The sequence below is a fragment of the Oceanobacillus luteolus genome (genome assembly GCF_042678205.1).
GTDB classification, from domain to species: Bacteria; Bacillota; Bacilli; order Bacillales; family Amphibacillaceae; genus Oceanobacillus; species Oceanobacillus luteolus.
The window spans coordinates 26,941-41,522 of the sequence record NZ_JBHUDE010000044.1 but is presented as its reverse complement, the minus strand read 5'-3'; the positions used below and the strand labels follow the sequence as shown (position 1 = coordinate 41,522).

Below are 14,582 nucleotides of genomic sequence, written 5' to 3'. Positions count from 1 at the left end.
TACGAACCAAAGCAAAATTGGCTGGATTAAGTCCGATAGAATACCGAACTCAATCCAGCCAATCAGCTGCATAATAAAAACTCTAACTTTTAGGGGTCGCCACCAATTCATCATGAATTCCAGGCTTTAATTTTTATTCGACTTCATAACTCTTAATCAATTCGTCTATCAACGAACCGACATAATCAACTGCAATCTTAATAGGGTCTGCTGTGGACATATCAACACCGGCTAATTTAATTAACTCAAGCGGCTTCGCTGTACCTCCAGCTTTGAGCACTTGAAGCCAGCGATCTACAGCAGGCTGACCTTCCTCTTTTATCATCTGTGCTACTGCAGTGGAAACGGTAAGTCCTGCAGAGTAAGTATATGGATAGAGTCCCATATAATAATGCTGCTGCCTCATCCAAGTCAAACCAACCCCATCATCCACCGTAATGCTGTCTCCCCAGAAGTTTTTAATTACATCCAGCTTCTGTTCAGTCAGGACATTTGCTGTTAGTGGTACACCATCTTCTGCAAGCTGATAGACACGGCGTTGTAGTTCACCTTCCAATAAATGGGTGATGAAATTATGATGATATGTTCCGAGCAATTGGGTGATTACCCAACGCTTCATTCGTACATCATCGGTTTGGTTCATGAGATGCTCAGCTAGTAGTAATTCATTTAAAGTGGATGGTGCCTCTACAAAATATGTAGAAGGACGTGTATTCAATAATGTCTGGTTTTTCCCAGCCAAATAAAAATGCCCGGCATGTCCCATTTCATGCGTTAAGACGAAAGCGCCTCGCATTGTATCTGTCCATGTAATTAGTATGTATGGGTGAACCCCATACGGACTTGAACAAAATGCCCCGTTGGCCTTGCCGATATTGTCTGCTCGATCAATCCAGCCATCATGAATTGACTTTCTCATGATCTCTTGATATTCCGGCCCCATTACAGATAGGGATTCTAAAATCGTTTTTGTTGCATCCTCGTAAGTCGTTTGTGGGTTGAATTCTGGGTCTAGTGGTGCTTTTAAATCACAATAATGCAGCTCATCCAGTCCTAGTTTTTCTTTCTTTAACTTAGCATACCGCTGCATATGTGGAGCCAATTCTTTTCCGATTATATCAAGTTGATTATGGTACATTTCCTGTGTCACTTGTTGTGGTGCAAGCAGCATGTCTGTTACCGATGGGTAGTTTCGGAGTTTGGATAACGTGACTTGCTTGGAAACCTCTGTTGCATATACTGCAGCAAATGTATTTTTATATTGGTTCAACGTTTTGGTGAATGACTGGTATGCATTTCTTCTTGCCGTTGTGTCTGATGTAAATTCATAACGGTCTTCATATAAAGCTTCAGACATTGGCAGTTCGACACCTTCAGCATTTTTAATCGGATCGAATTCCATATCTGCAGTTTTTGCCCGTTGATAAATGCGATGGGGGGCACCATGGATATCTCCAAGAGCTGCAAGTGTTTCTTCAATCTCTGGTGAGAGCTGGTGTGGTTTTTCTTCTAACGTATCGTAAAATAATTTTTTATAAATCTTCAATTCTGGTTCCTTTTCCAAATATTCCTCGACTTTTTCTTCGGTCAATTCCAGTAACTCGGAATTAAAGAAGGAGATTTTTGCACTGATTTTAGCTAACGCACTGGCAACAAGCGCGGAATCTTGTTGGTTTGCTGGATCAGCTCCATCGGCGTTCACTTTTAAGTTCGAGTAGGTGGCCACACGCACCACTTTTTTCTGGAAGTTCTCCATAGCTTGAATAGCTTGCAATAGAGTTGAAGGGCTCTCAATGAGCTTTCCTTTAAATGCAGTAACCTGCTCGACATCTTTTCCAAGTGTATCCAGTTGTTCTTTCCATTCTTCATAAGTTGCGAATAAATCTTCCAAGTTCCATTTTTGCTCCTCAGGTACGTCAGAACGACTATTTCGTACGTTTGTATGAATCGTCATGGTATTACTCCTTTCGAATATTTCGGTACACTAAATAATTATAATACAAAGATTGATAGAATGATATTACTTTTCAGAAATAAATAAATGCAAAAAAAAACAGCTATACAAGATAGCCGCCAAAAAGGAGAAATATGGTGATTTATTACAGATAGAAACAAATAATTAAAGTGAATTTTTTCTTATCAAACAAACAGAAGTTTCGTGACTACCTAGCCGGATGATCACATTCATCACATACATTACCGTAACAATCAGCTTTTTCGAAGATATCATGACCGCATTTCTGGCATTTTTTCTTCGGTAAACTTTTGAAAAACTCAATTAAACCTTGCATGTGGGCTCCTCCTCATCTGTTATATGATAAGTTCATGTTAGATGTATTGTAATATAACAGTATTTGGTTTGTCAATACTGTGTTACTACATTTTTTAAAATATTTTCAGATTTATTTAAAGATGCATGTATTGAGCGGCTTTTCAGCATATTTAGGAGTTTAGAAGATTAATTATAAAATGTAAGAGTTGGTTTTGTACATATATAAATCTTCAGAGGAATTTTGTGCTGTTATACTACAATCGTCAGTTGGCTTAGTTAATTGCTTTACTTTTTTGTTTACATTAAACTAATGTTAGATATTTCATTCATTAGAGGAGGAGCAATAGATGAAGTTTATAGACAACAAAGGAATTACAGATCCAATGATTAATCTTGCAATTGAAGAATACATTCTAGAGAATTTTGGTGAAAAAGATACATACTTGCTCTTTTACGTGAACGGACCGTCTATCATCATTGGACGGAATCAAAACACGATTGAAGAAATCAATACGGAATATGTGGAAAAACATAATATCAAAGTTGTTCGCAGGCTTTCTGGTGGCGGTGCGGTATACCATGATGAAGAAAACTTGAATTTCAGCTTTATCACGAAGGATGATGGGGAGAGTTTCCAAAACTTCCAGAAGTTCACTCAGCCTATCGTTGATGCACTTAATGAAAGAGGAGTCCCTGCAGAACTACAAGGTCGAAATGATATTGCTGTTGAAGGACGCAAGATATCCGGAAATGCGATGTTTTCTACAAAAGGTCGTATGTTCAGCCATGGGACATTAATGCTTAATTCTAAAATTGAAGAGCTGACAAAGGCATTAAAAGTGAAGAAGATAAAAATTGAATCAAAAGGAATCAAGTCTGTAAGAAGCCGTGTTGCGAATATAAACGAATTCCTTGAGGAAAAACTGACAATCGATGAGTTTAAGGAAATGATTTTAAAGCACGTATTTGAGGTGGAAGATGTAAAGGATGTTCCGCAATATGTGTTGACCGAAGAAGATTGGGAAAAAATCCATGAGATCTCTCGCAATCGTTACCAAAAGTGGGAGTGGAACTATGGAAAATCACCTGAATTTAATATTCAAGAAGAATATAAATTTCCAGCCGGTCTTGTCGATGTCCGTTTAAATGTAAAAAAAGGAATGATTGAAGATTGCACGATTTTTGGTGACTTCTTTGGAATTGGTGATATCAAAGAATTAGAACAAAAATTAATCGGTCTTCGTCACGATCGTAAAACGATTGAAGCAGCATTGGAAGATTTCCCAGTTTCTCATTATTTAGGAAAAATCTCAAAAGAAGATTTTATTAATTTATTGTATTGATTTGGGTTTAAAGACCCATATGCGTGAATCTGTTTTGCTCATAATAAAAGCATCTATAGAAAAGTCTATAGATGCTTTTGTCGTTTTAATAGCATATTTTGCAGTTACTTTTTTACGATTTGTTAGATTTTTTGATAAATTTAGCTTTTTTAGCTTTCTTTTTACCTAGGTATTTGTTATTATATTAGCAAGCCGCTTTCTTTTCCATAGGAAAGGAAGTTCACTATGGAAAAACAAATTTTCACAGCTTATCATGAAATTAGTCCTTTGACGATGGCGGTAATCGCCAGTCGAGATGAAGGAGGTAGGCCAATCAGTTACATTTTAGAGGAAACTGCAGAGTACGTCAGCACGAAACCCCCGAGTAAACTCATCGATGCCGCTTGTATGTTTTTTGGAAGCAGTCTGAAAGGAAGGCAAGAAGGTACCAAGAATATTAGTGGGCTTACCCATAAGGTTCCGATTTCCATTGATCCTGCAAGTGGGATGTATTTCTTCCCTACATACTCCCCAATGAGTCCAAAATGCTCATGGATCGCCCATTCACATGTTGATCGAGTACAAGAATTGCCAGAAGGACGGACGGAAATCATTTTCAGAAATGGTAAGACCATTGTTTTAGATGTTTCTTATGGTTCCATGCTTAATCAAATCCGTCGTACGGCACAGTTCAGATTCCTTCTTGATAATCGGATGAGGAATATTAAAAAGGGATTTGTAGCTGAACGCTCCCCATCTAAAAATTATGAGTTAGATGAGGTGGAAAGCTGAACGTTTTGCTCGAGTGCTGAAAGAGCATGAACGAGAAGTTCCTGGATGATTGTTTCCACTTTTTTACGTATTGTTGGATTAAAAAAATTACGTTTTTCTTCCCTGCCTTGGCATAGAAAAAGGAAGGAGGAGAAGGAATCGTTCTTATTTAATGTAACAACCTCTATCGATTGTTTTTTCATTCTGATTCTTAACTCCCTCCGCTCTTCCAACGCAAGAGACTCCATTTTTTTTAACATTTCCAGATAAGGTGCCTTTATTTTAAACGCCCCTTGCTCAACATTTCGGATGTCTAACCTAATTACAGCAATTGCCATAGAAAGGAAAAGAAAACGAGAGGCAATGGAATATTCTTCCTCAGTTAGAAAACGCATGAGTCATTCTCCTTTTAGAACATATGTTTGTGTTTTTATTATACGCTATAACTGAAAAAAATACTACAAAATAATATTATGGAAAAGAAAGTGGCAAATTTTCGGTATATAACTAGGAATTATTTCTGTGATAATTTAAAATAAAGGAAACGTGTTTGATCTGACTGAGGAGAATATAAATAAATGTATGTACTTGACACTATAACATTTCATAATTGGAGAACCGTATTAAAGAACGAAGAACTAGATGATTTTATTCAGCAGCTTTTAAATCAATATGAAGGGCTCGGCCCCTTACCTGGAATTTTATTGCCATTTATAGAAGCATTTTTACCGTTTCTGCCTTTGATGGTATTTGTGTTGGGTAATGCTGCCGCTTATGGGTTGTTGAAAGGATTCTTCTATTCGTGGATTGGTGCATGTATTGGCGCCATCCTTGTATTTTTTCTAATGAGAAGGCTATCAAGTGTAGGATGGGTAGAACGTAAAATAATGAAAAACAAGCAAGTTTCCCGAGTGACGAAATGGGTCGAACGACATGGTTTCGGTCCATTGTTCTTGCTATTATGTTTTCCGTTTTCGCCATCTGCCATCATCAACGTTGTTGCAGGTTTTTCCAAGGTAAGTACGCAACAATTCATATTGGCTGTACTATTAGGAAAGACAGTGATGATTTTTTCCATAGCGTATGTGGGATCAAGCATAATGGAATTTGCCCAAAACCCAATGAAAACGATTGTCGTTTTAATAGGAATGTGTTTATTTTGGTTTTTAGGGAAATATGTCGAAGGAAGATTGCAACAGAAAGATATAAAGAAAGCATCTCCAAAAACAGACAATTAAAAACGGTAGGATGAGGCTTATATCTCTGGTAAAATAGAGATATAAGCCTTTTTATTGGTTACTGGTGAGGTTTTTAACGACACGAAAGCGAAAAAATCATCTTCGTTCGTGCACATAGAAAGGTTCTAAGGACACGAAAGCGTAGAAAGCGCCTTCGTTCGAGTGCATAGAAGTGTTCTAAGGACACGAAAGCATAGAAAGCATCCTCGTTCATGCACTTAGAAGTGTTCTAATGACACGAAAGCGTGAAAAGCACCATCGTTCATGCACTTAGAAGTGATCTAATGACACGAAAGCGTGGAAAGCACCTTCGTTCATGCACTTAGAAGTGTTCTAACGACACGAAAGCGCAGAAAGGATTTTTGTTCGTGCACATAGAAAGGTTCTAACGACACGAACAAACAAAAGTCATCTATAATCATGTCAATTGAGACATTAAAAACTATACAGCAGAGGAGGTAACCATATGGGGATTCGTTTTATCACTGGTCGTTCCGGTACGGATAAAAGTGATGTCGTAATTGAAGAAATAAGAGAAAAATTGTTGTCCAACCCGCATGGTGCACCGATCTATTATATTGTTCCTGACCAAATGACGTTTCAGCAGGAGCGTGCTTTATTTACAGCGGGAGGAATTGAGGGAAGCATCCGTGCTCAAGTGTCCAGTTTTTCACGACTTGCTTGGCGGATTTTGCAGGAAGTTGGTGGCGGAAAAAGACAATTTATCAGCTCCATCGGTATTCAAATGATGCTGAGGAAAATCATAGAGGAAAAGGATGGGGAGTGGCACACCTTCCAGAAAGCGGTCGAAAAACAAGGCTTCCTGCAGGATATGGAACGGATGATCACTGAATTTAAGAGGTATCAAGTGACTCCCGAATTGCTGCATCAGGAGATTGCTCAAATGGAGAAGTTTGTACATAAAGAACCGACTGAGGTGACTTTAGAAAAGAAACTTCGAGATCTTTTGTACATTTACGAACGTCTTACTGAAAAACTGGCACCTCATTATATTGATAGTGAAGACCAGCTTCAGTTGCTTGCTGAGAAAATCAATGCGTCCCGTCTGTTGGAAGGGGCAGAGATTTACTTGGATGGTTTTCATCAATTTACGCCAAATGAAATGGCAGTCGTTGAAGCGTTACTTAAAAAATGTAAGATGGTGACGGTTGTCCTGACGTTGGACGACCCTTATGAAGAGACTACGGAGCTTGATTTGTTCTATCAAACGAAGGAAACTTACCATCAACTGTTACAAACAGCGGAGGCAAATGATATCCCATTAGAGGAACGTATTGAGTTTAGTCCGGAACATGGGAGATTTAGAGACAGGCCTTATTTTGTCCATATGGAAAAATATTTCGATACGAGACCAGCACCTGCTTATGAAGGTAGTGTTCCAATAACAATTGCTGAAGCAGTGCATCCACGTGCGGAAGTGGAGGGAGCTGCTCAAGAAATACTTCGTTTAGTGCGCGAGGAAAATTATCGTTTCCGTGATTTTGCTCTATTTATGCGGGAAGCACCTGTGTACCATGATTTGATCGCCACAATTTTTGAGGATCACGGCATCCCCGTCTTCCTTGATGAGAAAAGGTCAATGTTGAATCATCCATTTATTGAATTTATCCGTTCCATTTTCGACGTGGTAGAAGGGAATTGGCGTTATGATGCGCTGTTTCGCGTATTGAAGACAGGATTCGTTCCAGCGTCTGACGAGGAATACCCACTGACAGCGGATGCGATAGATGAGCTGGAAAATTATATCCTCGAATATGGAATCCGTACGCGAGAACGGTGGTTTTCAGAGGAAGAGTGGATCTTCCAGCGTTTCCGTGGATTTGATGAAGCTCGGCAAACGGATAAAGAACTAGAAAAACAAAAGCGGATCAATCGCTACCGCAGACAAATTGTCGCTGCTTTGCAAGAATTTGATGAAGCAGTAAGAGCGGCAACCACTGTCCGGGAACGCTGTGAAATTTTGTATGCATTGTTTGAAAAAGTGAGAGCACCGGAAAAGCTGGAAAAATTACGGGATAGCGATGATGCGGCTGGAGAAATTGAAAAGGCACGTGAACAGGAGCAAGTGTGGGAAGGTGTAATCCAAATACTGGACGAACTGGTGGAAATAGCCGGTGACGAACATTTAAGTGTCGATGTCTTCCGAAATACGTTGGAAGCTGGATTGGAAACACTTGAATTTGCTCATGTACCACCCAGCTTGGATCATGTCATTGTGGGGACGATTGACCGCTCGCGGGTTGGTGGAGTGAAAGTCGCGTTTCTACTTGGTGTGAATGAAGGTACATGGCCAATGAAACCTGGAGGTGATGGTCTTATTAATGAAACGGAAAGGGGTCTCCTGGAGCAGCATGGGATTCGTCTGGCTGAAAGCAGTGTCCGCCAGTTGCTTGATGACCACTTTTACATGTATTTGGCCTTTACCGTGGCGAGGGACAGGTTGCATATCAGCTATACACTAAGTGATGAGGAAGGGAAGGGGAAGATGCCATCACAGCTTATTAAGCGGATGGAGGCTCTTTTCCCGGAAACTAGTGAACGTTTGTTACTTCAGGATCCAGATGAGCTCGTATCTGCAGACCGCTTCATTACGAATCCGGTGAAAACAAGAGCGGCGCTGACTGCCCAACTTGCTCGTTACCGTAGAGGTTATCCGGTAGAGGATATTTGGTGGTCTGTACTTAATTGGTATATAGAAAATGAACCGAAACATCAAACGACTTATACCATTCTACAAAGCCTCTATTACCAAAACAGACCAACGGACCTTTCGGAAGATACAATCAACGAATTGTATCCGAAACAAATTAAAGCGAGTGTCAGCAGGTTGGAAACCTATTATCGTTGTTCCTACCAACACTTTGCAAGATACAGTTTGAACTTGGAGGAGCGGCAGACGTATAAACTGGATGCACCGAATATCGGACAGTTATTCCATGAAGCTTTAAAAGTGATTACGGATTGGATCCGGCTTGAAGGCAGAGATTATAAAGAACTTACCGAAGAAGACTCCAATTACTTTGCAAATCGAGCAGTCGGAAAGCTGGCACCGATTTTACAGCATCAAATCCTGCATAGTTCGAACCGTTATAAATATATTCAGGAGAAGTTACAGCAGGTTATTGCGAGGGCGACATTTATCTTAAGTGAACAAGCAAGGAAAAGTAATTTTTCACCTGTAGGTCTTGAAGTTGCTTTTGGTGAAAATGCACCATTGAAACCATTGTCGATGCAGTTGCCGAATGGTTTTGAGCTTATTCTGCGCGGTCGGATTGACCGTGTCGATCAGGCGGTGGACGATTCGCAATTGTATTTGAGAATTATAGATTATAAATCTAGTTCAAAGGGCTTGAATTTAGTCGAGGTATACTATGGTCTTGCTTTGCAGATGTTGACGTATCTTGATGTTGTCCTGTCTCAAGCTGAGTCGTGGCTTGGCATGAAAGCAACCCCAGCAGGTGTGCTGTATTTCCATGTACACAATCCAATGATCAGTGAAGAACCTGATATGGAAGAAACTAAATTGGAAAAGGAACTATTCAAGAAATATAAAATGCAAGGTCTAGTGCTGGCTGATGAATCCGTCGTCCGAAATATGGATACTGCGCTATCCTCAGGTTATAGTGATATGCTGCCGTTGGCGATTTCAAAGAATGGTAGTTTCTACAAAACATCGAAAGTTGCATCTGAGGACACATTTCAGCAATTGCAAGAGTATATCCATGGGTTGATTGAAGAAGCAGGTATTGAAATCACGACCGGAAAAGTCAAGCTCAACCCTTACCAATATAAACAAGAAACAGCCTGTACGTATTGTCCTTTCCTATCAGTCTGTCAGTTTGATACAGGATTGGAAGAAAACAACTTCCACCGGTTGAAGCAGATGAGGGAAGAAGAAGTGCTGAAGAGAATCAGTGGAGAGGAGGAGCAATAATGGTACAGTGGACAAAAGAACAAGAGCAAGCAATCTATACATCAGGAACGAATATCCTCGTAGCTGCTGCAGCTGGTTCGGGAAAGACGGCAGTCCTTGTGGAACGGATCATCCAAAAGCTATTAAACAAGGAAAATCCAGTAGATATCGATGCTTTATTGGTCGTAACTTTCACGAATGCTGCTGCACAGGAAATGCGCAATCGGGTCGGACTTGCATTGGAAAAAGCATTGGAATCCGAACCGCATTCGATTCATTTGAAAAAGCAGCTTTCCTTACTGCAGCGCGCGTCGATTTCGACACTGCACTCCTTCTGTCTAGATGTAGTAAAACAATACGCTTATTTATTGGACATCGATCCAGGTTTTCGTATCGGTGATGGTATGGAGATGGATTTAATCAAACAAGATGTCCTTGATGATTTATTTGAAGAATGGTATGGCGACGAAACAGGAAAAGTAGAAGAATTTTTTGCGGTCGTCGATCGTTTCTCAAGTGACCGCAGTGATGTGGATGTGGAACAGCTTATCCTCGATCTTTATCATTTTTCCGTTCAAAACCCTCAGCCGGAACAGTGGCTCGATTCGTTAGCCGAGGCATATCAAATTCCGGAAGATTGGCAGGAAGAGGATTTAGAATTCCTGGATATCCTCAAATATGAAGTGAGAAATCAATTCACTGCTCTCCGTGAACAGATGGAGCAAGCAATGGAAATCGCTAGGGAAACTGATGGCCCATACGCTTATATTGAAACGATTGAGGCTGACTTGAAAGGATTATCCGAGGCTGAGGAACATATGGACTCATGGGATAACCTGACAGCTTATATGAGCGCTTATAAATTTGCTCGTCTTTCATCGAAGAAAATGGATTGTAATGAAGATAAGAAAGATGCGGTAAAAAAATTACGTGAAGTTTATAAAAACAACTTTAATAAAATCAAGGAAAATTGGCTCAGCAGAACCCTGGATCGACATATAGCGGATATGCGGGAACTCTACCCTGTCGTGAAGAAGCTTACAGAACTCGTAAAAGAGTTTAAAGATAGATTCACAAGTATTAAAAGGGAGAAGGCGCTCGTTGATTTTTCCGACTTAGAGCATTATTGTCTGGAGTTGTTATCGGATAACGAGGAAGCAGATGCTATAAAACCTTCTAGTGTGGCTAAACATTTCCAAGAAAAATTTGTAGAAGTTTTGGTTGATGAATATCAGGATACAAACCTCGTTCAGGAAACGATCATCCGTCTTGTCAGTAAACAAGAAGAGCCAGGAAATATCTTTATGGTGGGTGACGTGAAACAGAGTGTGTACCGTTTTCGACATGCGGAACCAGGATTGTTCTTGGAGAAATATAAACGGTTTGCTACAGAGGAAGATAGCGGAATCCGTATTGATCTTGCAAGTAATTTCCGCAGTCGGGAAGAAGTTTTGGCAGGGACGAACTATATATTCCGACAAGTTCTTGATGAAGCATTAGGTGAAATAAATTATGATCAAGCAGCTGAATTGATCTATGGTAATAAAAGTTATGATGATGCTCCAATCGATCAGCCTGAAGCAGAACTTTATTTAATCGATGGAGAGAAGGAAGAAGTGTCTGGATTTGTGACTAATGATGAGAACGGGGAGTCAGAAGATTTTCGTGACTTGGAAAAAGCTCAGATCGAAGCCCGCTCTTATGCAGATCAAATTAAGAACTGGATTGGAAAAGAAGGAAAGCCGTTCTTAGTGTTTGATAAAGAAACAGGTTCACAACGACCTGCACAATATCGTGATATCGTTATTTTACTCCGTTCGATGACACAGGCACCTGTTATTGTCGACGAGTTGAAAAAACAAGGAATCCCTGTATATGCAGAAGTATCACAAGGATACTTTGAAGCGATTGAAATAAAAATAATGATGAGCTTATTAAAAGTGATCGATAATCCACGTCAGGATATTCCATTGGCATCTGTCCTACGTTCTCCAATTGTCGGGTTGAATGAAGACGAGCTTGCGAATATTCGGATGGCCAATCGCCAAGCTTCGTATTATGAAGCACTCCAAGAATATGAAAAGGCGAATAACAATGAAACGACAGAAAAAATCAATTTCTTCCTTTCCCACTTGGAGCAATTCCGCCGGGCTTCGAGGGAAGGAGCGTTATCGGAACTGATCTGGGATATCTACCGTGAAACAGGGTATTATGACTTCGTCGGCGGAATGCCTGGTGGCAGACAGCGACAAGCGAACTTGCGGGCATTGTATGATCGGGCACGCGGTTATGAATCGACCAGTTTCCGAGGCCTATTCCGTTTCTTACGATTTATCGAACGGATGGAGGAACGTGGGGATGATTTAGGTGTCGCCCGTGCCCTTAGTGAGCAGGAAGATGTTGTCCGTATTATGACCATCCATAAAAGTAAAGGGCTGGAGTTCCCAATTGTCATTGTCGGTTCCATGGACAAGCAATTCAATTTGCGGGATTTGAGCCAAAAATACTTGCTCCATAAAGATTATGGATTTGCGACGAAATACATTGATCCAGTGAAACGTTTATCTTATACGACGCTTTACTACGAAGCAGTTAAAAGAAAAAAACTACGTGAACAGTTAGCCGAAGAAATGCGAGTGCTCTATGTAGCACTCACCCGTGCGAGGGAGAAGCTCGTCATGGTCGGTTATGTCAATTCCCTGGAAAAGAAACTGGAAAGCTGGGATCAAATGCTTGACCATCATGATTGGGTGTTGCCGGAACATTATCGAATCGATAAAAAGTCATATCTCGACTGGGTCGGCCCAGCACTCATTCGACATGAGCATAGTGAAGCATTAAGAAGCCGTGAACCTTCTGATCATTTATTGACGGAAATAAGGAAAGACGCTTCTAAATGGAAAGTGACGATTCTGCATGCTAGTGAATTGACTAATTTGGAATCGACGGACGAGGAAGAAAAAGAACTATTAAAAAAACATATCGAAAGCTGGGAGCCGGTTCCCCATGAAAAAGAGGGTCAACGGGAGGTTGTCGATGCCAGATTGAATTACCGCTACCCGGATGAAGAGGCGACGGTTACTAGGGCAAAACAGACGGTAACGGAAATTAAACGTCAGCGGGAAATGTTTGATGAATATAGCGGGGACCAATTAATAAAAGATTACAAACCCCCAATCGTGAAGCGGCCGAACTTCCTGCAAAAAGAGAAAAAATTGAGTGCTGCAGAAAAAGGGACAGCAATGCACACGGTTATGCAGCATTTGCCGCTCGATCGTCCGCTCTACGCTGATGAAATCGTCGAGCAGATCGACCGGCTTGTAGCAAGGGAAATTCTTATTGCTGAAGAAGCAGAAGAAATCAATATCGAAGCAATACAGCATTTCTATCAAACACCTCTTGCTGAATATATCATGACAGTCAAAGAAGTCTACCGGGAAGCTCCTTTCAGTCTGATGTTGGATGCAACAGAAGTTTATCCGTCGTTTGATCCGGAGAAAAATGAAAAGGTGTTGATTCAAGGGGTAATTGACTGTCTGATTCCTAAAGATGATGGCTGGATCATTTTGGACTATAAGACGGATATGATCAACGAACCGGTCAGTGATGCTTTGATTGAAAAGCTGAGAAAAAGATATGAAACGCAGCTTACGTTGTATCGTTCTGCTGTCGAGCGGATATGGAAACAGCCAGTTAAAGAAGCTTATTTATATTTCTTTGACAAACAACTTTTCATTGAAGTACCTGAGGTGTACAATAAAGACAAATAATATTAATTCTTCATAATAGAAGGTGGCTCATTCATATAACGATTGTGAAGAGCCACCTTTTTTGAAAGTAAATTTAAAAAGGGTGATTATTAAGTATGCACGGTCAACTCAAACCAACGTCTGATCAAAATCGTATAAACCATATTGATATGATCAGAGGTTTTGCAATTCTAGGCATCTTTATGGTGAATATCGGTGCTTTCTCTGCACCTTATTTTCTTCGTGGAGGTGCGGAGGAGGCTTGGAATTCACCATTAGACCAATTTACATTAGCATTTATTGATATCTTCTTCCAAGGCAGCTTTTATACGTTGTTTTCCATTTTATTTGGTTTTAGTTGGCAGCTGATGAAAGACAGACTGCAGCTCAAAGGGATGAAATATTCCAGTTTTCTGTTTCGCAGACAGGTTGTATTAATTGGATTTGGTCTCGTGCACGCTATCCTCATTTGGCATGGAGATATTTTATTTTCTTATGGCTTGATTGGATTATTGTTATTGCTTTTCCTTGAAGTTAAGGACCGGACACTTTTAATTTGGGCTGCAATCCTCTTTGGAGGCAGTGTTGGAATCATCACGTTACTTCTATATCCTGTAAGGCATTTGATGAATTGGACCGATCAAGAAGGAATTCGTGTGGCAATTCATAACTATTCCAGTGGTTCATTTCCGTTGATCTGGCAACAGAATTTACAAGATTGGTTGATGGCGAATTCAGGGATTACTTTTATTTTACTTTGCTTTATTCTATTGCCTTTATTCCTATTCGGAATGTATTTGGCAAGAAAGCGCTGGTTTCATAAACCAGAAGAATTTCAGAAGGTTTTATCACGTTTGTTGGTGATTACATTCATATTAAGTGTCATTTTGAAATTCGGACCTTATCTATTTGGTAATCCTTTATGGCTTACGTATGTGCAGGATAACTTCGGTGGCGCAGCTTCAGCCCTTTTCTACATGACTCTCATTACATTGGGAGCACAGACTGATATCGGAATGAAAATTTTCCGTCCGCTTCAATATGTAGGGAGAATGGCGTTGAGCAATTATATATTGCAATCCGTTGTTTGTTTTCTGCTTTTTTATGGTGTAGGTTTAGGGTTATATCATTCGGTTACTCCAGCTGTTTCTGTATTAATTGCACTGATTATCTTTGGACTGCAAATCATATTAAGTAAATGGTGGCTGCTTCGTTTTCGGTTCGGTCCATTGGAATGGGTATGGCGCAGTCTGAATTATAAGCAACGTCAAGCATTACGGAAGTGATGGAAAGGAG

The 14,582-nt window shown here is 40.2% G+C and carries 9 protein-coding genes; 6 read left to right on the top strand and 3 right to left on the bottom strand.

The window, feature by feature from the left end; all coding sequences use genetic code 11:
- Positions 1 to 133 precede the first annotated feature (133 nt).
- Positions 134 to 1,954: an oligoendopeptidase F gene (pepF, locus tag ACFSBH_RS09805; RefSeq protein ID WP_379597293.1), complete on the bottom strand. Its 1,821-nt coding sequence runs from the start codon at positions 1,952 to 1,954 to the stop codon at positions 134 to 136.
- 208 nt (positions 1,955 to 2,162) lie between these two features.
- Positions 2,163 to 2,291, bottom strand: coding sequence for a protein YhfH (gene yhfH, locus ACFSBH_RS09800; RefSeq protein ID WP_251517934.1), 129 nt, complete (start codon positions 2,289 to 2,291; stop codon positions 2,163 to 2,165).
- 328 nt (positions 2,292 to 2,619) lie between these two features.
- On the opposite strand from yhfH, the gene ACFSBH_RS09795 reads away from it, so the two are divergent.
- Entirely contained in the window at positions 2,620 to 3,615 is a 996-nt protein-coding gene (locus ACFSBH_RS09795; protein ID WP_251517885.1) for a lipoate--protein ligase, read from the top strand.
- A gap of 225 nt (positions 3,616 to 3,840) precedes the next feature.
- A complete protein-coding gene (locus tag ACFSBH_RS09790) occupies positions 3,841 to 4,386 on the top strand; it encodes a competence protein ComK (RefSeq protein ID WP_379597290.1) in 546 nt (181 codons plus the stop codon).
- Here ACFSBH_RS09790 and ACFSBH_RS09785 read toward each other — a convergent pair.
- Positions 4,359 to 4,760 carry a YhjD family protein gene (locus tag ACFSBH_RS09785; protein ID WP_251517889.1) on the bottom strand — a complete coding sequence of 134 codons (402 nt, stop codon included), beginning with the start codon at positions 4,758 to 4,760 and terminating at the stop codon, positions 4,359 to 4,361. The genes ACFSBH_RS09790 and ACFSBH_RS09785 overlap by 28 nt on opposite strands.
- 183 nt (positions 4,761 to 4,943) lie before the next feature.
- Here ACFSBH_RS09785 and ACFSBH_RS09780 point away from each other — a divergent pair, with 183 nt between their 5' ends.
- The 4 genes from ACFSBH_RS09780 to ACFSBH_RS09765 all read left to right on the top strand — a co-directional run bounded on the left by ACFSBH_RS09780 (position 4,944) and on the right by ACFSBH_RS09765 (position 14,572).
- Positions 4,944 to 5,603, top strand: coding sequence for a TVP38/TMEM64 family protein (locus tag ACFSBH_RS09780; protein WP_251517892.1), 660 nt, complete (start codon positions 4,944 to 4,946; stop codon positions 5,601 to 5,603).
- 466 nt (positions 5,604 to 6,069) lie between these two features.
- Complete coding sequence (gene addB, locus ACFSBH_RS09775) at positions 6,070 to 9,558, top strand: helicase-exonuclease AddAB subunit AddB (protein WP_379597287.1); 3,489 nt, start codon at positions 6,070 to 6,072, stop codon at positions 9,556 to 9,558.
- Complete coding sequence (gene addA / locus ACFSBH_RS09770) at positions 9,558 to 13,307, top strand: helicase-exonuclease AddAB subunit AddA (protein ID WP_379597285.1); 3,750 nt, start codon at positions 9,558 to 9,560, stop codon at positions 13,305 to 13,307. Before addB ends, addA begins: the two co-directional genes overlap by 1 nt.
- Positions 13,308 to 13,402: 95 nt before the next feature.
- Positions 13,403 to 14,572: a DUF418 domain-containing protein gene (locus tag ACFSBH_RS09765; RefSeq protein WP_251514802.1), complete on the top strand. Its 1,170-nt coding sequence runs from the start codon at positions 13,403 to 13,405 to the stop codon at positions 14,570 to 14,572.
- Positions 14,573 to 14,582 lie beyond the last annotated feature (10 nt).